The sequence below is a fragment of the Streptomyces flavotricini genome, from assembly GCF_020639365.1.
GTDB lineage: Bacteria > Actinomycetota > Actinomycetes > Streptomycetales > Streptomycetaceae > Streptomyces > Streptomyces flavotricini.
Genome location: NZ_JAINUL010000001.1, coordinates 8,289,433 through 8,310,751, shown reverse-complemented (window position 1 = coordinate 8,310,751; position 21,319 = coordinate 8,289,433). Strand labels below are relative to the sequence as shown.

The following is a 21,319-nucleotide window of genomic DNA, read 5'->3' as shown; positions in this document are numbered from 1 at the left end:
CTGAGCGACTCACCGACGGCGCGCGGCGGCTTCGATGAGGTTCCCGCCGCGCGCCGTCATCCGATGAACGGGGTTCGTGCAGCCTGCTGCCTAGCCCTCGTGGCCCGCGGGCTTGTTGCCGTACCCGTAGTGGTCGGCGGGCTTCCCGTCGTGGCCGTGGCCGTGGCCGTGGTCCGGCTTACCAGGTCCCTCGTCATGCCCCTTGTCCGGCCCGCCGTGCTCCGGCCCGCCGTGCTCCGGCCCGTTGTGCTTCGGCCCGTAGTGCTCCAAGCCGCCGTGGTCCGGGCCGCCCGGCCCGCCGTGGCCCGGCTTGCCAGGCTGACCGCCGTGCCCGCCCGTCGTGTTCCCGGCCGTATTGCCGGAGGTGTTGCCGGCGATGTTCCCCGAGGTGCCGCCGGACACGAGGTCGACGATCGGTCCGCCCAGGAGGCCACCACCGATCAGACCCACAGTCGTACCGGTCGTCGATCCGGCGGTCGGAGTTCCGGTGGTCGTGCCGGTCGTCGTGCCGGCGGTGGTCGTGCCCGTGGTCGTGCCCGTGGTGGTTCCCGTGGTGGTTCCGCCGGTGGCGCACCCGCCGAGGAAGATCCGGTTGTTGTCCATCGTCACTTCACCGTTACGGGCCAGGGCCCGACCCTCGATGTTCGTCCCGGTTCGCAGGAAGATCGAAGTCAGGGCCATGATGGTGCCCACGAAGGTGGTGTTGGTGTTGAGCTCAGCCGAACTCCCGATCTGCCAGAACACGTTGCACGGCGAAGCGCCGTTCGTGAGGAGGATCCGGCTGGAGGTTGCCGTCGTCAGGGCTGCGGGAATCTGGAACACCCAGACTGCGTTGGCGTTTCCCCCGGCATTCAGGACCAGGTCGCCGGTGAGTCCGACACTGCCGGCCGGGTCTCTTGTGTAGACGCCCGGAATCAGCTCGGTGGGGCCGGACGTTCCGGAGCCGATGGCCGCCGGAAGGTCGAAGTCCTCGGCCTGGCCGGCCGCGTTGTTGTAGGCGATGATCAGATCGCTCTTGGCCTGGAGGGCCTGAGCATCCGCCGGGTGCACGGCACCGAGGACCCGGCCGGGCGGGAATCCGGTGATGGCCGGGTTCGGGTGCGTCCCGAGGTCGTGGTCGATCACCGTTGGGCCCGTATTGGTGACCCCCTGACCTGCAAGAACGGAGTAGCTGGCGGTGGTGCCCAGAGGCACGGCTGTCGCGATGGCCAGGGCCTGCGTCGGCATCCCAACGGCCATGACACCGGCAACCGTTACGGCGACGGCCGAAGCCAGCCAGCCGGAAAAGGTGCGGCGCTGAGCCGCTTGGATATTTAGCTTCATCGAGGGGGCCACTTCCTATGGGGGGCCGTGGCGTACCGGGCTCCTACCGATCGCCCGGGAAGCCTTGTCTTGTCGCCGCATATTACGCAGCAACATTCACGCGTCAAAAACAGACAGCAAGAAGCAGGGAGGATTAAAAACATACTCAATCCCGCGATGCGCAACGAAAATATCAAGATTCGCCGTTATTATCATCCGATACCCCCTTCGTCAAATGGGGCCGGATTAACTCACACGAGGCAGATCCCTTCGTCCAAAAATAAATTCAAACCCGCCAAATACGAGAAGAGCCGCCAGGCGGGTGATCTCACGAAATTTCCGCGGCACGGGCGCGCCGACGCTTCCCGTAATTCATATGACCCCGAAGTTGAAATCGCTATAATTTACGCTTTTCGCCTGCCACTTCGAACACCGACCCTCTTCGAAGTGGTGAGTAATATCCCCCGTTCTTGTTTCCCCGCAGCCAACGCGGGTTCCTCCGCAATTGCCTGGTGACCAGCTCCTCATCTCCCACCCGACGGCTCGGCTCGGTTGGCCTCCGGGCAGCGGCGCGCGGGGCCTCCGTGGCGTCCTGGCCGGATCGGCCACCCCGGTCCATGACGCCGTCGAGCGTCAGCGGCTCGCCACGAGGCCGGGAGGCGCCCCGACGCTCTGGGCCGTGTCCGCAAAGTCGGTTGGTCGTTGCTGGTGCGACGACATGGACTGAGGGATCAGGCCTGGTTGGTGATCGAGCCGCTGCCTGCTCCGTCTCGGATGGGTGACCTCCGCGCCGACGAGCCCGAACTCGTCGTCACCGCCGTCGCCGGTGACGAGGACGCCCATGACGGCTCAGAGGAAGGGGCACCGACCGAAGAACAGGCGCAGCCGCGCAACATGACGCAGCAAGGCCAGTCCTGACCCACACCGATAGGTCTCCCGGCATAGCCCCTGTCCACCCAGAGACAGGAACGCCCGCCGCAGTTGCCGTTCCGCGGAGGCGATGTCGGGAATCGGTCACCGGCCTGAGGTGAGGCCGGTGATGAACTTGCGGCAGCACCCCTGGTGGAGGGGGTTGATGCCGTGGATGAGCTGGGCCCCGGGCACGATGCGGGTGAACCGCATGCCTGGCTCGCAGCCGGCACGGGGTCCGGCATCGCGCCGTTTGTCCCACACGCCGTCGCCGGGGCCGGTCTCGATGAACTGCCACGGCGAGGCGCCTACAGCCGAGGGGAACATCCGGCGGATCTCCGGTAGGTGCCGGGCGACGGCGCTGCCGAGTACCACGAGGTGCACAGCGTTCCCCCGGAGAGGAAGCGGTCGGGACGGCAGACGATCTGTCCGCCGCAGGCCCCGTCTGGAATGCTGAAGGCCAGGCTCGACAGGGGGCAGACGGTGTATACGGAACCTATGGCGCGAGCCGTTGTGGAACCAGCAGTACTCAAGCTGATACGGCAATACCCCCGTGGCAGGTCGTTCTCCACTACGGTCACATTCGGCGGGGACGGCTTCAGCATGTGCGCCCACATCCGGGCGCAGTGGGCGGCACCCGGGCAGGTGAAGATCGCACTGGCCTGTTGGGGCGTCAACATGGACACCGCGCGCTATCTCGGTGACAACCCGCCTGCCAGGGGGGAGATGCGCCTGCCACCGGAAGGCACAGCGGAGTGGGACGAGGAACTGACCAGCCGGGTGATCGGCCACCTCGCAGCTCGTATGAACGCTCTTGCCACCGCCCTGCCGACCACCGACGAACACCTCACCATCACCGTGCCTCTCGTCCTGCCGTAGTCCGGTACAACGCCCGGGGCCCCGGTCTAGACCGCACAGACAGGTGACCAGAGCCAGCCCGGTCGCTACCTGTATCGACGGCCTGGAGGCAGCTGTGAGCGAGCGCGGCGAGTCAGCGAGCGATCAAGCTCCGCGACCCCGCCGGGGCAGCCAGATCGCGATCAGGGCGCGCTGCGCGACGCGACGCCGGTTTCGTCACGGACTGCCTCGCGATCGATCTCGGTCACGGCAGGCAACATACGGAAGGCCGCGCGAGTTGTCTGGGTTGTGAAGATCGAACAAGTCCGCGCGGCCATGTCACATCATGCCTTCTGCGGCCTCTCGGGTAAGCATCTGGGCGCGCTGGTGGAAGAACTCGCTCCGCGTCGGGAGGCGCGCTGTGAGTCTGCACGCCACCAACGGCGCGAGGGAGCCCGCCAGCGTCAGGCAGGAACCGGGCCGAAGCACGAATTCGTCTTCACCGACCGGCTGCTGGCCACACTCGACTCACACATCTGCGGACTGGCCTTACCCATGAGGCCCTCGGGGTGCTCCACGAGGCGGGGTCCTCCACGATCGGCCGGGCCCTCGCCGAGATCCGCCCGCTGCTCGCCGAGCAGGGGTTCGCCGTTCCCGACCGTCCCGGTGTGCGCCTGCGCACCCTGGCCGATGTTTTCGCCTATGCAGAAGCCGAGGCCGTGACTCTGCGGATCGACGGGATGGAAGCCCAGGTCAACCGCCCCGGGGCAGGCCGGCCTGGCCGCCGCGCCTTCGTCTCCGGCAAGCACAGGCAGAACACCCTCAAGACCACCACGATCAGCGACCACCAGGGCCGCACCCTGTGGTCCGGCGCCCTGCGGCCCGGCCGCATGCACGACCAGACCGCGCTGCGCACCGAGGGCATCGCCGCCCCCGTCTCCGGTCGCGCTGCCCAGCGGCCCACCCGGCAGTCCGTCGAAGGCGCTCTGCCGGTCCGGATGCCCCGGGGTCCGACGGCCATGGGGAGTCGGTTGGGCTGGACATCTCCCCGGGCGACCTCCCTCACCCGGATCCCGGGAATCGGCAGAAGGTGCCAGCGGCGGCAGGAGCCGATCAGGCTCCTGGACCTGATCATCACCCCGGGCGTCTCCGTGCGGGCCGACAAGATCGGCGAGTCTGCCCTGCCGCACCGCGTCACGGCGACGATCACCGGGAAGGACGGCAAGGTCACACGCGCCGGCTGACCCCGGATCAGGGGGCGGGCGGCCAGCGGCGTCCGTTCCGCGTCGGCGAGGTCACGAAGGTCCGCATCACCGTCGAGTCGTCGCACGCAACCTCCGCGGACAAGCAGGTCTGGCACGCGGGCGACTCCAGCCATGTCCGGTCCGCCCGTCGGGCCAACAAGCGGCCCGGGCCTGCGCGAGTGCAGCGTACGTAGGCGGCGGCGCCGCCTGCGGCAACAAGGTGTTCACCGCAACGCGCACCCGGGGTAACAACCGCTTTCTAGCGTGAGCGACCGTGGGACCGCAGCCGTGAACAGGGTTGCCGCAAAACACTCATGACCCCACCACCCCCGTCCTGCCAACGGCGCCATACGGGGCTCCGCATCGCATCGCATCACCTGCACCGAGCGCCAACGGGAGGCGTGGCATGAGCACCACCGAGTCACGACGGACCACCACAGAAACGACGAGGACCCCTGCCGACCAGGCGGTCAAGGAGACGCTGGAGGACTACACCCTCCGTTTCGCGCCCCGCAGTTACCGCCGCTGGACGCCCATGGTGGTGGCCACCACGGCGCTCGGCGGCATCGCCTACATGGCCGACTTCTCCATCGGCGCCGGCATCGGCCTGGCCCACGGAACCGGCAACGCGCTCGTGGCCATCGCCGTCGCCGCGGTCGTCATCTTCATCACCGGATTCCCGCTGGCATACTACGGCGCACGCTACAACATCGACCTCGACCTGATCACCCGCGGCTCCGGCTTCGGCTACTACGGCTCGGTCGTCACCAGCGTCATCTTCGCCAGCTTCACCTTCATCTTCTTCGCTCTTGAAGGCTCGATCATGGCCCAAGGCCTCAAACTGGGCCTCGGGCTGCCGCTGTGGCTGGGGTACGCCATCTCCACACTCATGGTGATCCCGCTGGTCGTCTACGGCATGAAGGCGCTCAGCACGCTCCAGGTGTGGACCACCCCGATCTGGCTGCTGCTCATGGCCGGTCCGCTGGTCTACCTGATCACCAACGACCCCGGCACCGTCGACCGCTTCCTGGCCTACCCCGGCACGAACGGCGACGGCGCCGTCAACACCGCCTCCGTCATGCTCGGAGCGGGTGTGTGCCTGTCCTTGATCGCGCAGATCGGGGAGCAGATCGACTACTTGCGCTTCATGCCGCCCAAGACCGAGGAGAACAAGCGCGCCTGGTGGACCGCCGTGGTCATGGCCGGTCCCGGGTGGGTCGTGCTCGGTGCGCTCAAGCAGGCCATCGGTGTCTTCCTGGCCGTGTACATCATCGCCGAGGTCGGACCGGCGGCTGCTCCCGAGCCCATCCAGCAGTTCCGCAGCGCCTTCGACGCGATGATGCCGTCCTGGATGGTCATCCCGCTGGCCGTGGTCCTGGTGGTCATCAGCCAGATCAAGATCAACGTGACGAACGCGTACTCCGGCTCACTGGCCTGGACGAACTCCTTCACCCGCGTCACCAAGCACTACCCCGGCCGCATGATGTTCGTCCTGGTCAACCTGGCCTTCGCACTCGCCATGATGGAAGCCGACATGTTCAGCTTCCTGGGCAGCATCCTGGGCTTCTACTCGAACTGCGCGATCGCCTGGGTGGTCACCGTGGCCACCGACATCGGCATCAACAAGTACGCGCTGAAGCTGTCCCCGCTCCAGCCGGAGTTCCGCCGGGGCATGCTCCACGCGGTCAATCCGGTCGGGGTCGTGGCCTTCGTCGCCGCCTCCGGCCTGTCGATCGCCATGTACTTCCACCTCCTCGGCGACACCCTCCAGCCGTACTCGCCCGTGGCCGCAGCCGTCATCGCCTTCGTCGTCACCCCGCTGATGGCCGTGGTCACCAAGGGCCGCTACTACCTGCGCCGCAGCGACGACGGCATCAGCGAGCCCCTGCTGGACGCCGATGGGAACCCAAGCGCAGCCACCCTCGACTGCCACGTCTGCCACCAGTCCTACGAGCGTCCCGATCTCGCCGCCTGTGTCGCCCACGACGCGGTCGTCTGCTCGCTGTGCCTGAGCACGGACAAGGTCGGCGACCACATCCTGCCGGCCACCGTGTAGGACCACGGGAAGCGCCGGCATCGTCGGCCGGGCCACAAGGCCGACAAGTGTCGGGCGGAGCGCGGGCGGGGCATTCACAAGCGCCCGTGCTGGAAGGGACAGGCGGCGGCCTGCGGGGGCCCCGGTAGGGCGGTAAGCGTGGCGGTTCGTGCGGCCCCTACACCTCCGTGACGCAGCGCATTCACCCGAACGCGTCTGGAGTGACGTTTCCTCCCTGACACCGGACCGGGACGGCCGCCGTCCCGGCGTTTCCAGCATGCGGGAGACGGCCAGCCGGGCCCTGAGCCGGGTCTAAGCTGGAGGCAACCTCGCGGGCCTGCGAGTCGGGGCGGGGAGGTGAGGCACATGCCGGGTAGTGACGCGATGGCCCAGGTCCTCGCCCAGCTCCGTCCCGAAACGGGCAGCTCGGACTTCTTCGGCGGTGACCCGGCCCGCTGCGCCGTCGTCCTGGGCTTCGACGGCCTCGCGGTCTCCCTGACCACGGCGCAGGGGTTCAGCGAGCTCGTGTGGTGTTCCCCCGGTGTCAGCGCGGACTTCGAGGACTTGCAGTTCACGCTCGGACAAGGCCCTGCCTGGGACGCCGCTGCCCGCCTCAGCGCCGTGAGTGAGCCCGAACTGGGCACCGTGGAAGCGGGCCGGTGGCCGATGCTGCTGGGCGAGGCGGTCGCACTCGGCGTGCGGGCGGTGTTCTGCATGCCACTGCACCTGGGCGGCGCATGCCTGGGCACGGTGACCTTCCAGCGTGCCGCCCCCGGCCCCATGACGGCCCGGGCCGTCATGGACGCCCGGATCCTGGCGGCCGCCATGCTCGCCGTGATCCTCGACAGACCCCTCGACCCGCAGACCTCCGCCACCACGGAGGGTCACACCCAGTTCCACCGTGCGGCCGTGCACCAGGCCACCGGAATGATCAGCGTGCAGGCAGACGTCACCCTGCCCCAGGCCCTGCTGCTCCTGCGCGCCTATTCCTACCGCCATGCCCGCCCCGTCGCCGACGTCGCCGCGGACGTGGTGGCCCGGCGGGTGCATTTTCGAGAACTACCGGAGCCGGACGCATCTGGCCGAACGAAGGAGTGAAGGCCATGAACCGCGAAGCCCGCGTCCTGGAAGTCGTCATCGAAGCCGTCGACACGGTGCTCGACGATTTCGACCTGATCGACTTCCTTCAGCGACTGTGCGAACGCTGCGTCGAACTCCTCGATGTCTCCGCCGCAGGCGTCATGCTCGTCGACAACAGCGACACCCTCCAGCTGATCGCCGCCTCCGACGAGCACACACGACTGCTGGAACTCTTCGCCCTCCAGCACGATGAGGGCCCGTGCGTCGAATGCCACCGCACCGGCCAGATCTGGCTGAATGTCGACCTCAACACCCCTGCGGCCACGGTCGGTTTCCCCGCCTTCGCCGCCCGCGCCCGCACGGCCGGGTTCGCCACCACCCATGCCCTGCCCATGCGCCTGCGCCACCATGTCATCGGCGCCCTCAACCTCTTTCACCGGGACACCCGCACCCTCACCCCAGCCGACGTACGCCTGGCCCAGACCCTCGCCGACGTCGCGACCATCGCCATCCTCCAGCAGCGCACCATCGACCGCCAGATCGCCGAGCACCAGCAGCTGGAAGCGGCGCTGAACAGCCGCATCACCATCGAGCAGGCCAAGGGCATCCTCGCCGAGCGCTGGCGGACCGACCCCGACGCCGCGTTCACCGCACTGCGCCGCCACGCCCGCAGCCACCGGATCAAACTCTCTGACCTCGCCGCGCAGATCGCCGCCGGCACCCTCGACACGGACGGCATCGACCGCCCCTGAAGCGAGGCGTGGGACGGCCAGGCTCAGTTGGTGCGGAGGCTGGGGAGGTGCGTGCCGATGTATCCGATGTGGATCTGTCCGGTGCGGCCGCCGGTGTCGTCGTAGAGGTGCAGGCGCGGGGCCGGGGGGCGGCCTGAGCCGATGCGGACGTGCTCACCCATGAAGACCCGGCCCGAAGGGTGGATGGTGCGCGGCACGGGGAAGCAACGGGCCTCGTGCAGGCGGGGACTGGCCATGAGGCGTGCGGATTCGCGGGGGGCGTGGCGGGTCGCGGGGAAGAGCGTGGCGGCGTCCGGCCAGCGCAGGTAGGCGGCCAGGTGCGGCAGGAGTCGGGGTCCGTGTGCGGTCTTCGCCGCGGCGTAGCTGTTCAGTGTGGCCAGGGTCTGCCAGGTGCGGCGGATCCAGACCTGCTCGAGGGGGTGGCCGCGCAGGGGGTGGGTGGTTTCGGTGATGTCCGCGAGGACGAGGTGCACGCACGCGTGGCGTGCCTGGTGGGCGAGTTCTTCCCAGTTGTTCGGTACGACCGCGGTCAGTGCCCGGGCGGAGGCGGGGCGGGGTGCGGCGGGCCGGGAGCGGAGGTGGACGATCTCTACGGTCTGCGCGTCGAGTAGTTCCGCTCCGGCCTCCGCATCCCGTTCTGCGGCTTGGAGGCATCGGCCGACGGTGTGCAGGGCGGCGGCCAGGGCGCGCGAGCGGACCGTTGTGGCGAGGGCGGCGAACCGTGCTCGTGCGTCCCGGAGTTCTCCGGTCGCGGTTCGTTCGCGGTCCTCCGCCCCACGAGTTGCCCTCAGCGCATCCTCGAACGCGCCCCCGAAGGTGCGTGTCAGTGCCTGCTCCTCGGCGTGCCGCGCCGTGGGAGCCTCCCTCCGCAGCCGCTGCTCCTCCAGGGTCGCCTGGGTACGGCTCAGGCGTTCCCCATCGGATCCCGCGAGCGAGGCGGTGCGCAGGTGGTGGACCCGGTCCAGGGCGCGGCCGCCCGTCGGCCGGGGCTCGCTCGCGTAGCGGAGGACGGCATCGAAGAGTGGCGCCGGATCGCGGGTCACGTCTCCCTTGGCAGCGAGGGTCTCGGCGTTGATCGCGGACCCGGTCGGGCGGGAGGGCAGGAGCAGGGCGCCACCGGCGGGCAGTTTCACGCCGGTCGACTGCAGGAGACGGTTGACGGACTGCCGCTGCGCGCCGAAGACCCGGTACTCCAGGACCCGGCCCATCAGGCCGGGCGGCAGGCCCTCGAGTAAGCGGGCGTCGGAGAAGGTGGCACCCTCGCCGTCATGGACGAGGACGCCGATCGAGGAGGGGCTCGCGGAGGTTTCCCGTAGCCAGTCGCGCATCCCGGCGGTTCTGGGCACCGGGTTCGGTTGGGTGAAGCGGGCCACGGTGGACGGGTCACAGATGGCCCGGAGCAGGTCCGGAGGCCCGAACAGGGGCAGCGGTGGGGGCCATGCCCCGTCCCAGGGCCGAGCGGTCTCGGCCGTCAACTCGTAGCGGAATGAGCCCTGTTCCGGAACGTCCCGCACGGTCAGGCGCACTCGTACCGGTACGTCGTCTGCGACCGGCCAGCGGATGTGGAAGTCCGCGTCCTGTTCACCGGCGGGGATGTCGTGGAGGAAGTCCCCGATGATCCCGGCTGCTTTCAACCCCTCAAGGTGGCCATGGGCCAGGGCCGCGGCCGCTGCTCCCACGAGCCAGCCACTGGTGGCCCGAACCGTGACGGGCAAGACGGCCGGCTTCGGTGATTCGGTCACGCTCTAATACCCCAGGAGGTCGGGAACGGCCGCTGAGGGCTGGACTCGGGCAGCCTTCTCGACCCATGCGGAAGGTGCACATCCGTAGGTCAGAACCAGTTGCCATGACGGATGGAGCCAAAGCGGTCAGTCAGGGTGCGGCTGAATGGAGAGACAAGACAAGACGAGACAAGACGGTCCGGAACAGGGACCCACGGCAGGACTCCGCCTCGTATGAACGTGCCGGGGCAACGCCGAGGAATCACGGCAGCGGCCGTGTACACCGAGGAGGCAGAGATGATCACGGGGCGCGGTGATCGGTGGAAGTCCCTCCACTGCCACGGGGTCTGGGTGGCACGGAGAGGCGGATGATCACGGGGGCCGGGTGATCGACGGGCAGTCTCAGGCCGGAACCCGGACGCACTGCGGCATCACGTGCGGGAGGCACGGACGGGCAGTGTCGCCGGGCCCGCCTGCGGCTGGCCAGGAATGATTCTGCCCATCGACACACGCTGTCACGACCAAGACCGCGAAGATTCACACGAATGGTTCAGAAGTAACGATTCCTGAAAGCGGCCTTCCGGTTCCGTCTCTGCTCCGGCCCCACCGCAACGGTCGCGGCGGTCGCGGAACCCACCCTGTCCGTCGAGAAGTACCGTGCTTCGGCTGGGCCTGCGCTTGCCGCCTGCGCTGGACTGCGAAACAGCTGCCTTCCTTCCCTTCGGCGAGGACCACGGCCTTGACCGCGTTCTGCTTGTTCTTGTCTCCTGGCCTTCCTCTTCGATGGGGTGGCGCTTCGTTCTCGGTGGTTCTGGTCACGGGGCCGGGCTGAGATGCCGTTCAAGCCAGTCCGCCGCAGCGCGCCGGTAGAGCCGCCGGTTGTCCGCCCGCAGGAATTCGTGGCCTTCGTCGTACAGCGTCAGCTGCCGCGCCGGCACGCCGCGCGCGCGTGCCGCCCGGACGAACTGCTCCGACTCCGACGGCGGAACGTTGGTGTCGTGCTCCCCGTGGACGGCCAGGACAGGGGCCCGCAGCTGATCGATGCGGCTCATCGGGGACAGGGCGCGGAGCAGTTCCCGGTCGTGTTGGGGGTGGCCGTACTTGACGGCTGCGGACTGCGCGATCCACGGCTCCGTACCTGCGAAGAAGGTGGCGAAGTCCGACATCCCGCAGACCGCGACACCGGCGCGGAAGAGGTGCGGATGCCACACGAGGGCCGCCATGGTGAGGTAGCCGCCGTACGAGCGGCCCATCACCCCGAGCCTCAGGGGATCCGCGTACCCGAGCGAAACCACGTGCGCGGCGCAGTCGGCGACGTCGTCGATCGCCGCGAACCGGCCCGCGCCGAGGTCGGCGTCCACGAAGGACCGGCCCCGGCCGGACGAGCCGCGGACGTCGGGGGCGAAAACGTCCAGGCCCCTGCCGAGGAGCTCGTGGTACAGCGGGCTGAACACGGGCCGCTCCTGCTCCTCCGGTCCGCCGTGGAGGTGGATCACGCACGGCGCCGGCCGACCCGGTTCCTGCTCCGGCGCACGGTAGTACCAGCCGCCGAGTACGAGCCCGTCCCTGGCCTCGCAGCGCAGGGTTGCGGGGCGTACGGGCGGCCGCCCGGGCGGGACCGTGTCCTCGTCCCGCGCCGTCCAGCCGGTAGGCGCCGGGAGGAGGGCCTCGTCCAGTTCCCAGATGCCCGGCCTGCGCCGGGATCCCGACAGCGCGGCGAACGATCCGCCGCGCTCCAAGGGCGCGATGCGGGTGACCACCTCGTGGGGCAGAACCGGATGGTGTCGCGCCGCGATGCCGCCGTCCGTACGGCCGAGGGGCAGACCCACGCTTTCCAGCTCTGTCGCGCCTTGCGCGTTCCAGGCGAGGAAGGCCCACCGGCCGTGGTCGGGCACGCTCAGCAGGTCGAGCGCGGAACCCTCCCGCTCGGCTGCGACCGACAGCCCCCGCGACGCGCCCCCCTCGTCCAGCCGCACCCTCAGGAGGGCCGCGAACTCCCGCTCCGCGTCGCTGCGCAGCCACAGCGTCCGCGCGTCGGCGGAGAACCGGCCGATCCAGGGGTCGCCGTCGGCGGCGTGCAGCGCGAAGGTGGTGCGGCCCGAGGCGGCGTCGAGTACGAGGGCCTCGCGTCGGCCTCGCGGGCCGCGGCGGACGAGCGCGAAGCGGCCGTCCGCACTCAGGTCGCACACGCGCAGGGAGGCGGCTCCCTCCTCGCTGAACAGCAGAACCGGAGCGTTGGCTCCGTCCGGGTCGACCAGGTAGGCGGCCAGTCCGCCGCTGCGCGCCCGGGCGGGGTCGGCCGCCGGCGCACCGCTCCCCGCAGGGCGGCTCGCGTGGAGCACGGACGGCTCGGGGTACGGCCGGGCCGGTCGCCGCGCTTCTCCTCCATCGAGCAGGGTGGCCGGGCCGTCGCGTTCGGACCACGCCGGGCCGGGTGCCCCTCCGGCAGCGGTCGGCGGCCCCTCCGCGTCCGGCGGCAGGTGTCCCGTTCCGGCGTGCTCCGAGCCCGCCGGGGAGGGCGGTGCGACCGTGACGGCAAGGGCGGTGCCGTCGCGCGTCCAGCACCCGAGGTGAGCAGAACTTCCCGGCACCGCACCCGCGAGAACCCGACGTCCGGTGCCGTCCGGGCGCACCACCAGGACCCGGGTGTGCTCCCCGCCCCCGGGCGCCGAGGTGTAGGCGATCCAGCGCCCGTCCGGCGACCAGGAAACCTCGCTCACCGGGTGCGGGTCACCGTCCAGCACGTGTACCTCGCTCCCCCGGGCGGGCCCGCTCCACAGTTGGGGGACGCCGGCCCGGTCGCAGATGAACGCCACGTGCTCGCCCGTCGGATCGGCCGACGGGTACCAGCATCCGTGGGCGACCAGGACGGTCGGGGGGTCGATGCCGCGACGGTCTGGCATCCGAACCGGCGCGGGGGCCTGCGCCGGGTCCTGCGCGGGGTCCGGCGGGAGTGCTCCGCCCGCGGGGGGATCGGTCACCCCGCGGGTCATTGCGGGATCGGTCTCCAGGGGGCCGGTGTGCTCCAGGGGCATGGGCCGCCTCTCCAAGGCTTGCGCTTCAGGTGTCGAGCGCTCACTTGATACCGTGCTTCTGCAACCAGATCTCCAACGACGCGACCTGCCAGAGGGTGTTGGCCCCGCGTTTGGTGCGATGGCGGTTGGGTGCCGCGAGCAGCTCGTGGAGCAGCCGCTGGTCGAAGACGCCGCGTCGGCGTGCTTCCGGGGCCGTGAGCGCGTCGCGTACGCGGGCGAGCACGGGCTCGGCCATGTGCCGGACCGCCGGCACCGGAAAGTAGCCCTTCGGGCGGTCGACGACTTCAGGGGGCAGGACCTTGCGTCCGATGTCCTTGAGCACGGCCTTCCCGCCCTGCGCGAGCTTGAGCCGCGGAGGGCAGGCCGCGGCCAGTTCGACGAGCTCGTGGTCCAGGAACGGCACCCTCGCCTCCAGGCCCCAGGCCATCGTCATGTTGTCGACCCGCTTGACCGGGTCGTCCGGCATGAGGGCGTGGACGTCCATACGGAGCGCCGCGTCGAGAGCGGTCGCGGCCCCCGGCGCGGCCATGTGCGCCCGGACGAACTCCATGGAGACGTCGTGGTCGGCCGTGAAGTCCAGGTGCAGCATGGCGGTGAGATCGGCGTGCGTGCGGTCGAAGTACGAGTCCGCGTACGCCTCGTCCGCATCCGGCCGGGCGGCCGCGGCGATCTGCGGGTACCAGTGGTATCCGGCGAACACCTCGTCCGCACCCTGGCCGCAGAGCACGACCTTGACCTCCTTGGAGACCTGTTCCGACAGCATGTGGAACGCGACGGCGTCGTGGCTGACCATCGGTTCGCTCATGGCACCGATCGCGGCTTCCAGCGCCGACGGAAGCCGATCGGACGGAATCATGAACTGGTGGTGGTCGGTCGAGAACTGTCGCGCGATCAGGTCCGAATACCGGAACTCGTCTCCGTCCTCACCGTTCTCCGCCTCGAACCCCATCGCGAAGGTCGGGGGCTGCTCATGCCCCGCCTCGGCGAGCAGCGCCACGATCAGGCTGGAATCGAGCCCGCCCGACAGGAGCACGCCCACGGGAACGTCCGCGACCGTGCGCCGCCGAACCGCCGTGCGCAGCGCGTCGTGCACCGCCTCCTGCCAGAGTGCCGGGTCCTCGCCGAGTTCGGGGTACCGGGTGTACGACGGCTGCCAATAACAGTGGTCGCGGTGCGTACCGTCCCGCTCCACGACGCGGACGGTGGCCGGCGGGATCTTTCGTACTCCGGCCAGTACGGTACGGGGCGCCGGGACGGTGCCGTGCCAGCTCAGGTACTGGTGAAGCGCGACCGGGTCGAGGGACGTGTCGACTCCCCCGCCAGCCAGCAGGGCGGGCAGGGTGGAAGCGAAGCGGAGCCGGTCGCTGTCCTGGGTTACGTACAGGGGCTTGATGCCCAACCGGTCGCGGCCCAGTACGACCCGGCCGGTGTGGTGCTCGACCACCGCGAAGGCGAACATCCCGATGAGGGACTGGACGCACGCCCGGCCCCACTCGGCGTACGCCTTGACGACGACCTCGGTGTCGGAGCGGGAGAAGAAGCGGTGTCCGAGCCCTTCCAGGCGCTCACGCAGCTCGCGGTAGTTGTAGATGCAACCGTTGAAGACCGCGGTGAGACCCAGTTGCGTGTCGGTCATGGGCTGGGCGCCGCACTCGGAAAGGTCGATGATCTTCAGGCGCCGATGCCCCAGCGCCACCGCGCCCTGCGACCACGCCCCGCGGCCGTCCGGTCCCCGCGGCTCCAACGTATCGGTCATACGTTCGACTGCGGCGAGGTCCGGTCTACCGCCGTCGAAACGCATCTCCCCGCTCACGCCACACACGGGGCACCCACCACGCGTACGGCACCGTGCGGGCGCCGCCCCCTCGGGGCCTCACTTTCCATGGAACAACTGGTCGCGTTCGCCATCACTGCACTCCTGTACCACTTCGGCCCATGCCGGGCGGCCGGCCCGTACGGGCGATCACATATGCGGCGCCTGCCCGTCCGAGCGGCCTTCAAGCGACCGCGTCAGCCCTTGACGCCGGTGGACGTGCGTGCGGCGCGCATGAGTTTGGACTCGGGTGCGCCCCGGAAGGGTGCGGGCGAGACGCCGTCACGGCGGCACCCCCGTCGGCTCCGCGAGTGGCGGCGCAGTCCGGTCCAGGACCCACGCGCGCGTCCCCGACGCCGCATCCGGACCCGGCTCTCTTCCAAGATCGATTGTCAGTGGTGGATGGGAGGATCGAAGTATCGAGTCGGAAAACAGGGGGGATCCGCCATGTCCGGAAAGCAGAACTACATCAATCACGTCGCTCTCGTGCTGGACGCCAGTTCGTCCATGTCGCACCTGAGCGGCAAGGTGGTCGAAGTCGCCGATCAGCAGATCGCTTATCTGGCCCGTCGGTCACAGGAGCTGGACCAGGAAACCCGTGTCACGGTGTACGCCTTCGCGGACAAGGTCGAGTGCGTCATCTACGACAAGGACGTGCTGCGCATGCCGTCCCTGAAGCAACTGTACCGGGCCGGGGGAATGACGGCTCTGCTGGCTGCCACGCTGAAGTCGCAGCGGGAGCTGGCACAGACGGCCCAGCTCTACGGCGACCACAGCTTCCTCACTTTCGTGCTGACCGACGGGCAGGAGAACGCGAGTCACCGCTGCCCGGATGCCCCTTCCCGCAGCGCTCGTGACCTGGTGCAGGCCGTCGCCACGATGATCGAAACGCAGCAGGACAACTGGACGCTGGCCGTCCTCGTGCCGGACCAGATGGGCAAGCGCGAGGCCATGCAGTGCGGCTTCCCGAAAGACAACATCGCCATTTGGGACGCCACGAGCACACAGGGCCTGGAGGAAGCCGGCCAGGTGATTCTGAAGGCCACCGAAAACTTCATGGTGGGCCGTACCAAGGGCATCCGGGGAACGAAAGCGGTGTTCTCCACGGGTGCCGAGGTGGTCAACAAGGAAACCATTGCCGCGGCAGGCCTCGCTCCGGTCGATCCGTCGCAGTACCAGCTGGTTTCCGTGGCTCGCAATGCGGCGATCCGGGAATGGGTCATCGAGTGCGGGCAGAATTACCGGACCGGTTGCGCTTTCTACCAGCTGAGCAAGTCGGAAAGGATTCAGGCGCGGAAGCAGATCGCGGTACTGGAGAAGAAGACGGACCAGGTGTACACGGGACCGGAGGCCCGGGCCCTGCTCGGCCTGCCGGACTCGGAAGTCCGCGTCAAGCCGGACCACAACGACGACTTCACCATCTTCGTGCAGAGCACCAGCGTGAATCGGAAACTGGTACCGAACACGCGACTGCTGGTCATGGTCTGACCCCTCCGACCACGGACGCGAGGTCTGGGCGGGCCCGCGGCCGGATCGGTACAACCGCAAGTTTCGCCACGTACCTGCGGCTCTATGCGGACCGGGGATACGACTACGACAAGTACCGTCGCCTGTTGTGGAAGCGCGGGATCAAGCCGGTCTTCGCACGGCGAGGAGTCCCGCACGGTTCCGGTCTGGGCACCGTCCGGTGGGTCGCTGAGCGGACGAACGCCTGGATTCACGGCTTCCGTCGCCTGCGGATCCGCTGGGACATCCGGGACGACATCCAGGAGGCCTTCCTGAAGCTTGCGCCCGGCCCCCACCGATCGGCGCCGGGGCCGCCACGCTGATCACGTAGCGCGGACTCGCGCGCTGCTTCCCACGCAGCTGCGAGTCCTTCGAGCAACTCGCGCAAGTGCGCGCGGGAGATACCGGACGGGGCAGGATGGGAGCAGGCCGCACAGGCCCAGGTCAGCTTCACAACTCACCCAACTCGTGCGGCCCGTCTCATGTCACGGTCCGCAGTCCCGCACGGCCGACCCGCGGTGACAATGTCGGCCTGTCAACTCGCCGCCGGCAGCGCTTTCTTGATCGCCGTGACCGCGGCCTGAGGTTCGTCGGCGTGGCAGCGGACCGTATGAACCTGCGTGCGCTGACCCAACAGACTGACGGTGGTGACCGGTTGGGCCAGTTCGATAGTGATCGAGGTCTGCGAGGCGATGGCCACGTCCAGCACACCGTCCTCCGACTTGTTCGCGTCCGGGAAGCGGAGGTCGTAACGGGCGGACGCGATCCGTTCCAAGGGAATCCGCAGATCGAGCCGTGCACCGCGCCGCACCCGCAGCTCGCCCGACCCCACGACGTGTGGGCGTGTGACCGCGGCGGCGTGCAGCCCCAGGACCAGAAGCACCGTGTAGAGGTCGAGAAGCAGCATGACCAGGTGGGCGACCGGATACGCGGCGAGCATGAAGGACACCCCCACCGTCTCGACCACGAACACGAACACCAGCCCGTACGCCGTCGGCGCCTGAGCACGCGCGTACCCCACAGGGATGTCCGCCTCCCCGACCCCGTGGGAGCGCCGAGCCACCCACAACCCGAGGCTCGCCATCCACCGCCCCTCGTGTGCCGCCAGCAGCCGCGTCTGTGTGATGAATGCCCCGATCCCCATGTGTCTCAGTGAATCAGAGGGCCCCATCAATTCTCCCCAGGTCGCAAGAGGCCCTGACAAAGGCGTTGGACGTGTCTGTGGGCAATGAGGCTGGTGGCGAGGCCGCGGAAGGCTTCGGGGATGTCGTCTCGTCGTTCCCATCATCCATTCCGCCACCCACCGATCGACGCCGAGGAGGGGAATGTCCAGGCGACGAACCAGGTCGATCCGGCGCCCAGGACGCACTGGCGGTGCCGTGGCGTATGGTCCCGGCCGCACCCATGCCCGTGCCGTCGTCGCCCTGTGGGCTGCACACTGCCACCGTACGGCCCCGACCGCCCGAGGAACGGGACCGTACGGGATGGGTCAGGGCTTCGGGATGACGGTGGGGAGGCCCGTGGGGAGCTTGCCCGGCTCGCTCTTCTGGTAGGTCTCGGTGCCGACTTCCTGCCAGGTGACCTTCAGTTCGGCCGCGTCCACGGAGGCGACCTGGCCCTTCGCGTGCAGTGCGCCCGCCGGGCACTTGAGGTCGAAGGACTTGCCGTCGGTGGTGCCCTGGCAGGTCAGGCCGGAGGCGCCCTCGACGACCACGGCGGTCTTGCCCTTGACGGTCAGGACGACGGGCTTCGACGGGTTCGCCATCGAGATCCAGCCGCCCTCCACACTGCCGCCCTTGGCGTCGGCACCGGAGCTGGAGCTGGAAGCGGCCGCCGGACTGCTCGGCGTCGCGGCCGGCTTCGGGTCCTTGGAGGTGGCGGCCTTGTCGTTACCGGAGTCACTGCCGCAGGCCGTGAGGGCCAGGGCGGCCGCGATGCCGGCGGCGGCGATGAGGCTGTGGCGCAGGTTCTTGTGCACGAGAAGTCCCCCAGTGGAGCACGAATTGATCGAAAGAGTGTGCCAAATTACCAGGAGGGGAGACACGGACGGCGGCGTCGGTGTCACCGGTTCGTCACAGGTACCGGCGAGCTGTCGATCGAGTAGGGCATCACGCGCGGGACGGCGTGCTGACCGGACTGTCGGCTACAGCCAGTTCGACCTCGCACCGGACGTCTTTGATCACGACGTAAGGTCGGGTCCAGCGTATCCAGCAGACGCACGTCCCCGTTCGCGACGGGTGGTACCTCTTCTCGGACATCGCGCACACCAGACTCGTGACCTGCAACTTCACTATGCACAGCGCACGATGGCCCAAACGACAGTCCCTGGGCTACCTGCCATTCAAGTGTGTGGTCAGGCGTGACAGCAGGGGCAGCGCCACCTCAAGCGTCTTTCGTTCATCGGAACTGAGGACTTCGCTGATCGCGGTGCCGAGCCAGTCCGCACGCCTTCGGCGCTCCTCGGCCAGACGGCCGCTTCCCGCCGGCGTGAGGTGGAGCAACAGCTTGCGGCCGTCGCTCGGGTGCGCCTCGGCATGCACAAGGCCCTGAGCCAGGAGTTCCTTGACCGCCTTGGCAGCCGACTGGTGACTGACTCCCCGCTGTTGTGCGATACCGGCGGTGGTCAGCGGGCCGCTGCGGTCCAGGTAGCCCAGGACGGCGGCCTCGCCGGGCGGCATCGTGTCGGCAGTGCGCACAGTGGCTGTAGATATTCGGTCGGTTCGGAAAGGACCCGCTTGTGAAGCTCACCAAGCACTCCCATGCCTGCATCACACTCGAGAAGGACGGCACCCGCCTGGTCATCGACCCCGGCACCCTCACCCCGGACGCGGCAGAAGCCGTCACCCAGGCTCATGCCGTCCTGATCACCCACGAACACTTCGACCACTTCGACGAAAAGCTCGTCGTCGCCGCTCTCGAAGCCCAGCCCGGGCTGCAGGTCTACGGCACGGCCACGGTCGCAGCCACCCTCGGCAGCCACGGTGGCCGCGTCCACGCCGTCGCCGCGGGCGACACCTTCAGCGTCGGTTCCATCACCGCCACCGTCCACGGCCACCGCCACGGGCTGATCCACGCCGACATCCCGTGCCCCGACAACGTCGGCTACCTCCTCGACAACGGAGCCGTCTACCACCCCGGCGACGCCTACTTCGCGCCCGACGCTCCCGTACACACCCTCCTGCTGCCGACCAGCGGCCCATGGACAAAGCTCGGCGAAGCCGCCGACTACGTCCGCACCGTCAAGCCCAAGCGCATCATCCAGATCCACGAACTCATGCTCAGCGACCTCGGCCAGCACTCCACCGCCAATCTCCTCGGCGAGAAGGGCCTGACCGGCACCCCGATCGAGCGCCTCGAGCCCGGCACCACCGTCCAGCTGCAAGAGAGCGCCTGATCCCGGTAGTTGCCATTCGGGGATGCTCTTGTGGCCAGGCTGCCCGCGCAGGACCTGGTACCGCGCAAACGCCACCTGATCACCGACGCCGTCGGACTGGTCCTCCCCGTCCCCGCCACCACCGCCTCGATCCACGACTCCGTCGGCGGCAGGCGGGCTCTCACCGAGCCGGCTGCAGCCCATCCGAGCGCGACCAAGGCATGGGCGACGGCGGCTACCAGACCAGCGTGATCCAGCACGGCGCCGACCTTGGAATCGACGTTCAGGCAGTCAGAAGCGCTGCCCGCCGCTCTCCGTGTCGAACGTGTAGAAGCGGTGATGGTCGAGCAGGTCGGCCGGGGTCACGTTGTTCCACGGGCTCAGGACGGACCGCAGGTCGACCACGTTCGCCGTCCGGACGGCGGGCAGGTAGCCCGACTTCGGGTGCTTCACCTGCCACTCGGCCCACAGCTTGTCGATGAAGGCGTGGTGCAGCCAGAACACCGGGTCGTTGGGAGAGGCCGCGGAGGTCATCTGGCCGCCGACCCACACGTGCACCCGGTTGTGCAGGTTGACGCCCCGCCAGCCCTCCAGGGCGTTGCGGAACCCGTTCGAGGCGCTGTTCCAGGGGGCGGAGTCGTACACCGGCAGGGCGATCACGGAGTCCACGTCGGCCCGCGTCGGTAGCTGCGGGGTCCCGGAGCCGAGGCCGCGTCGCAGGTACGTGCGCCGGTCCACGCCCACCGTCAGGGCCCACTTGCCGCCTTGGAAGGCGAACGGCCCGTCGAGTACTTGGCCGTCGCGCCCCCGGCGGGTGCCGCCCATGAAGTCGGAACCCCACAGTGAGGAGTTGGCCGTACGGTCAGCCGTCCAGTCCCAGTAGGGAAGGGAGACGTTCTTGTCTATCCGCTGGAGCGCCGCCTCGAAGTCCAACAGGAACCGGCGGTGCCAGGGCAGGAAGGAGGGTGAGCGGTGGCCCGTCCGGTCGCCGAAGTCCGAGTCGTTCAGCAGGTACCAGTTGTGGGCGTTGACGTACCGGTCGTAGATGCCCGTCCGCTTGAGTTCGAGGACCGCGTTGACGAAGGCGCTCTTCTCGTCCGGCGTGAGGGTGGCCTGGTTCTTGCGGACGGTCACAGCTTGGCCTCTTTGGCAGTGAAGGGGACGAGGTCGGCGCCCTGGAGCTCGCGGACAGCGGCCCGGGCGGCCGAGACCGGGTCCGGGAAGGTCTCGTAGTGGTTGACGACGGTGACCCAGCTGCCATCGGCGTTGGGCATGATGTGCAGGTCGTTGCCGTCGACCTTGACCGTGGGCATCACCATGCCGTGATGACCGCCTGGGCCCACGGTGATCTGGATGCGGTGGCCCTCGTACGTCTCGTCGATGGTGCCGGTGGGCAGGGAGACGGGCGCTCCGGACGGGCCGGCCACCCCCGAGGCGCCGGAGGCCCCTGCCCCCGGCGCCTCGGAGGTCGACTTGGACGAGCAGGCGGCCAGTCCCGCAGCCGCGGCAACGGCGGAGCCGAGCCCCAGAGCCTGCCGGCGAGTGATCATGTTCATGGCTTGAATATGTATCAGAAGCCTTCGAACATCCGATCGACGGCTCGCCCAATTACTGCCCGGTGAGGATGGAGTGGCGGCGGGTGCGTGCGGGTGCCGCGGCTATCTTACGTGGCCATGACAGCAGGTGCGGGCCAGGCCGGCCCTGTGGCTTCT

Annotated in this window: 18 protein-coding genes and 3 pseudogenes; 11 read left to right on the top strand and 10 right to left on the bottom strand. The window is 69.0% G+C overall.

All coding sequences use genetic code 11. The annotated features are described in order from the left end of the window. Positions 1 to 90: 90 nt before the first annotated feature. Positions 91 to 1,323, bottom strand: coding sequence for an ice-binding family protein (locus K7B10_RS38110; protein ID WP_229345712.1), 1,233 nt, complete (start codon positions 1,321 to 1,323; stop codon positions 91 to 93). Between the two features lie 720 nt (positions 1,324 to 2,043). Between K7B10_RS38110 and K7B10_RS38105 the strand changes: the two genes are divergently transcribed. After that, a complete protein-coding gene (locus K7B10_RS38105; RefSeq protein ID WP_229343976.1) occupies positions 2,044 to 2,220 on the top strand; it encodes a hypothetical protein in 177 nt (58 codons plus the stop codon). Between the two features lie 96 nt (positions 2,221 to 2,316). On the opposite strand, the gene K7B10_RS38100 is transcribed toward K7B10_RS38105, so the two are convergent. Continuing rightward, a complete protein-coding gene (locus K7B10_RS38100; RefSeq protein WP_229343973.1) occupies positions 2,317 to 2,595 on the bottom strand; it encodes a hypothetical protein in 279 nt (92 codons plus the stop codon). 261 nt (positions 2,596 to 2,856) lie between these two features. On the opposite strand from K7B10_RS38100, the gene K7B10_RS38095 reads away from it, so the two are divergent. The 6 genes and pseudogenes from K7B10_RS38095 (at position 2,857) to K7B10_RS38070 (ending at position 8,159) form a co-directional block, all read left to right on the top strand. Further along, positions 2,857 to 3,090, top strand: coding sequence for a hypothetical protein (locus K7B10_RS38095; protein WP_229343971.1), 234 nt, complete (start codon positions 2,857 to 2,859; stop codon positions 3,088 to 3,090). A 698-nt stretch (positions 3,091 to 3,788) separates the two neighbouring features. Further along, positions 3,789 to 3,917: pseudogene (locus K7B10_RS41720) on the top strand (transposase family protein); the annotation flags it as partial. Between the two features lie 237 nt (positions 3,918 to 4,154). Then, positions 4,155 to 4,486: pseudogene (locus K7B10_RS38085) on the top strand (hypothetical protein); the annotation flags it as partial. Between the two features lie 212 nt (positions 4,487 to 4,698). After that, positions 4,699 to 6,348, top strand: a complete 1,650-nt coding sequence (locus K7B10_RS38080) for a purine-cytosine permease family protein (protein ID WP_229343969.1) — start codon at positions 4,699 to 4,701, stop codon at positions 6,346 to 6,348. Positions 6,349 to 6,693: 345 nt separating this feature from the next. After that, positions 6,694 to 7,425, top strand: a complete 732-nt coding sequence (locus K7B10_RS38075) for an ANTAR domain-containing protein (RefSeq protein WP_229343966.1) — start codon at positions 6,694 to 6,696, stop codon at positions 7,423 to 7,425. A gap of 5 nt (positions 7,426 to 7,430) precedes the next feature. Further along, on the top strand, positions 7,431 to 8,159 hold the full coding sequence (locus K7B10_RS38070; protein ID WP_229343964.1) for a GAF and ANTAR domain-containing protein: 729 nt from the start codon (positions 7,431 to 7,433) through the stop codon (positions 8,157 to 8,159). A gap of 23 nt (positions 8,160 to 8,182) precedes the next feature. Here the strand turns inward: K7B10_RS38070 and K7B10_RS38065 are convergent, their stop codons facing one another. From K7B10_RS38065 to K7B10_RS38055, 3 genes are all read right to left on the bottom strand, one after another. Beyond that, on the bottom strand, positions 8,183 to 9,901 hold the full coding sequence (locus K7B10_RS38065) for a hypothetical protein (RefSeq protein ID WP_229343961.1): 1,719 nt from the start codon (positions 9,899 to 9,901) through the stop codon (positions 8,183 to 8,185). Positions 9,902 to 10,695: 794 nt separating this feature from the next. Beyond that, on the bottom strand, positions 10,696 to 12,873 hold the full coding sequence (locus K7B10_RS38060; protein ID WP_372481581.1) for a prolyl oligopeptidase family serine peptidase: 2,178 nt from the start codon (positions 12,871 to 12,873) through the stop codon (positions 10,696 to 10,698). 82 nt (positions 12,874 to 12,955) lie between these two features. Next, positions 12,956 to 14,737, bottom strand: a complete 1,782-nt coding sequence (locus tag K7B10_RS38055) for an N-acetylglutaminylglutamine amidotransferase (RefSeq protein ID WP_229343959.1) — start codon at positions 14,735 to 14,737, stop codon at positions 12,956 to 12,958. 438 nt (positions 14,738 to 15,175) lie between these two features. On the opposite strand from K7B10_RS38055, the gene K7B10_RS38050 reads away from it, so the two are divergent. Further along, a complete protein-coding gene (locus tag K7B10_RS38050; protein WP_229343957.1) occupies positions 15,176 to 16,216 on the top strand; it encodes a vWA domain-containing protein in 1,041 nt (346 codons plus the stop codon). An 80-nt stretch (positions 16,217 to 16,296) separates the two neighbouring features. Beyond that, positions 16,297 to 16,557: pseudogene (locus tag K7B10_RS38045) on the top strand (hypothetical protein); the annotation flags it as partial. A gap of 212 nt (positions 16,558 to 16,769) precedes the next feature. Here the strand turns inward: K7B10_RS38045 and K7B10_RS38040 are convergent. From K7B10_RS38040 to K7B10_RS38030, 3 genes are all read right to left on the bottom strand, one after another. Beyond that, positions 16,770 to 17,378: a hypothetical protein gene (locus K7B10_RS38040; RefSeq protein WP_229343954.1), complete on the bottom strand. Its 609-nt coding sequence runs from the start codon at positions 17,376 to 17,378 to the stop codon at positions 16,770 to 16,772. A gap of 345 nt (positions 17,379 to 17,723) precedes the next feature. Continuing rightward, on the bottom strand, positions 17,724 to 18,212 hold the full coding sequence (locus K7B10_RS38035; RefSeq protein ID WP_229343951.1) for a hypothetical protein: 489 nt from the start codon (positions 18,210 to 18,212) through the stop codon (positions 17,724 to 17,726). 352 nt (positions 18,213 to 18,564) lie between these two features. Further along, positions 18,565 to 18,912 carry a MarR family winged helix-turn-helix transcriptional regulator gene (locus K7B10_RS38030; RefSeq protein WP_229345708.1) on the bottom strand — a complete coding sequence of 116 codons (348 nt, stop codon included), beginning with the start codon at positions 18,910 to 18,912 and terminating at the stop codon, positions 18,565 to 18,567. A gap of 59 nt (positions 18,913 to 18,971) precedes the next feature. On the opposite strand from K7B10_RS38030, the gene K7B10_RS38025 reads away from it, so the two are divergent. Together K7B10_RS38025 and K7B10_RS38020 are read left to right on the top strand one after the other, a co-directional pair. Further along, positions 18,972 to 19,628 carry an MBL fold metallo-hydrolase gene (locus tag K7B10_RS38025; RefSeq protein WP_229343948.1) on the top strand — a complete coding sequence of 219 codons (657 nt, stop codon included), beginning with the start codon at positions 18,972 to 18,974 and terminating at the stop codon, positions 19,626 to 19,628. 30 nt (positions 19,629 to 19,658) lie between these two features. Beyond that, positions 19,659 to 19,859, top strand: coding sequence for a hypothetical protein (locus tag K7B10_RS38020; protein WP_229343946.1), 201 nt, complete (start codon positions 19,659 to 19,661; stop codon positions 19,857 to 19,859). Positions 19,860 to 19,898: 39 nt separating this feature from the next. Here K7B10_RS38020 and melC2 read toward each other — a convergent pair whose 3' ends face one another. Both melC2 and melC1 read right to left on the bottom strand, forming a co-directional pair. Continuing rightward, complete coding sequence (gene melC2, locus K7B10_RS38015) at positions 19,899 to 20,741, bottom strand: tyrosinase MelC2 (RefSeq protein ID WP_229343943.1); 843 nt, start codon at positions 20,739 to 20,741, stop codon at positions 19,899 to 19,901. Beyond that, on the bottom strand, positions 20,738 to 21,163 hold the full coding sequence (gene melC1, locus K7B10_RS38010) for an apotyrosinase chaperone MelC1 (protein WP_229343941.1): 426 nt from the start codon (positions 21,161 to 21,163) through the stop codon (positions 20,738 to 20,740). Before melC1 ends, melC2 begins: the two co-directional genes overlap by 4 nt. Positions 21,164 to 21,319: the final 156 nt, after the last annotated feature.